The following is a 1,231-nucleotide window of genomic DNA, read 5'->3' on the forward strand; positions in this document are numbered from 1 at the left end:
GAATGATCTCGCCCAATGCGGCGGCGGTCGCCTGCGGCGCCAATTGGCCGGCGAGCCGCATGATGGAGCGGTGCAGTTCGGGTATGGTCTTGCCCTTTTCCGGCACAGTTTCCGGGAGGCCGATCGCGACCAGCCTGGCGGTGGCGTTTACGTCAATGCCGAGCCGGCGCGCCCGCGCCGTCAAATCGTCCACGTTGCGCCAGTTGCCGGAAACGATTTCCATGAACAATTCGCTGGAAGTCTGCGATTCCGTCTGGAACCGTAAATGGCTGCGCATCAACTGGACGCTGAGCGCGAACCGAGCGCTCTGAAGAAGAAGATGATCGAGGTCGCCGAAATTGGCGTCGAGCGAAAACACGATCAGCGCCCCTACCGTCTTGCCATCCACGACCAACGGCTCCACCGCCGCCGGCAGGTTGAGGTGATGGCCGCCGCAGTTCAGGTACAGCTTGCGCATTTCAAGCCCGGCCTGGTCCGAGATATCGCGAGCAAGACGGAGAAACTGGCGGCTCATGCAATCGTCCATCTCCTCGCGCCAGCGGTCGGTGTCGATGAGGTCCGGCTTGGGCGAACGTCCGGCAACGACCAGGTTGGCAGTCAGATCCACCACGACGATTGCGTTCGGCAGGAAGGTTTCGACCATGGAAGCCGCGGATGCGACGGAACCGTCCGACAGGACCTGGTGCATCAGGGAGGAATGCGCGGCAAGTGCGTTTTGGAGTTGCGCGGCGGCAGCATGTTCCGCCCTTAGCCTGTGGGCCTTGTCCACGGCTATGGCGCCCAGATGGACGATCGTCTGCAGGAATGCGAGATCGGCCGCTGACAGATCGACAACGTCGCGCGACTGCACCGACAAGACCATCGCGCGATCTTCCATGTCCCGGCAGCCCAGAGGCAAAACCACGACAGTGCGATAACCGCGCTGGATTGCCTCTTCCCGATAGCCCGGAAATTCGATGCTCTCCTGGGCATCGCGAATGATCACCGGATCATTGCGGGTCAACGCGATGAGGGATGGGCTTGTCGCCAGCGTCCAGCGGTTGCGATAGGACTTCGTCAACTGGCTAGGATCATGCCGGGTCACGACCACAGCATTGCCATCCGCCTGATCGATGCTCATCACCGCCGCCATCGACCAGGCATCGTGCTGGCATGCCGCATCGACAAGGTGCTGCAGCGTTGTCTCGAGGTCGACGCTGGAATTGATGAGGCTGGTCACGTCGCGCAGGAC

At 61.9% G+C, this 1,231-nt stretch carries 1 protein-coding gene; it reads right to left on the minus strand.

What is annotated here, in order from left to right; all coding sequences use genetic code 11:
* The coding region (locus tag FJ980_RS32615; RefSeq protein ID WP_181181398.1) for a GAF domain-containing protein at positions 1-1,231 on the minus strand (1,231 nt) is incomplete at both ends.

Source organism: Mesorhizobium sp. B1-1-5 (assembly GCF_006443065.1).
Classification (GTDB): domain Bacteria; phylum Pseudomonadota; class Alphaproteobacteria; order Rhizobiales; family Rhizobiaceae; genus Mesorhizobium.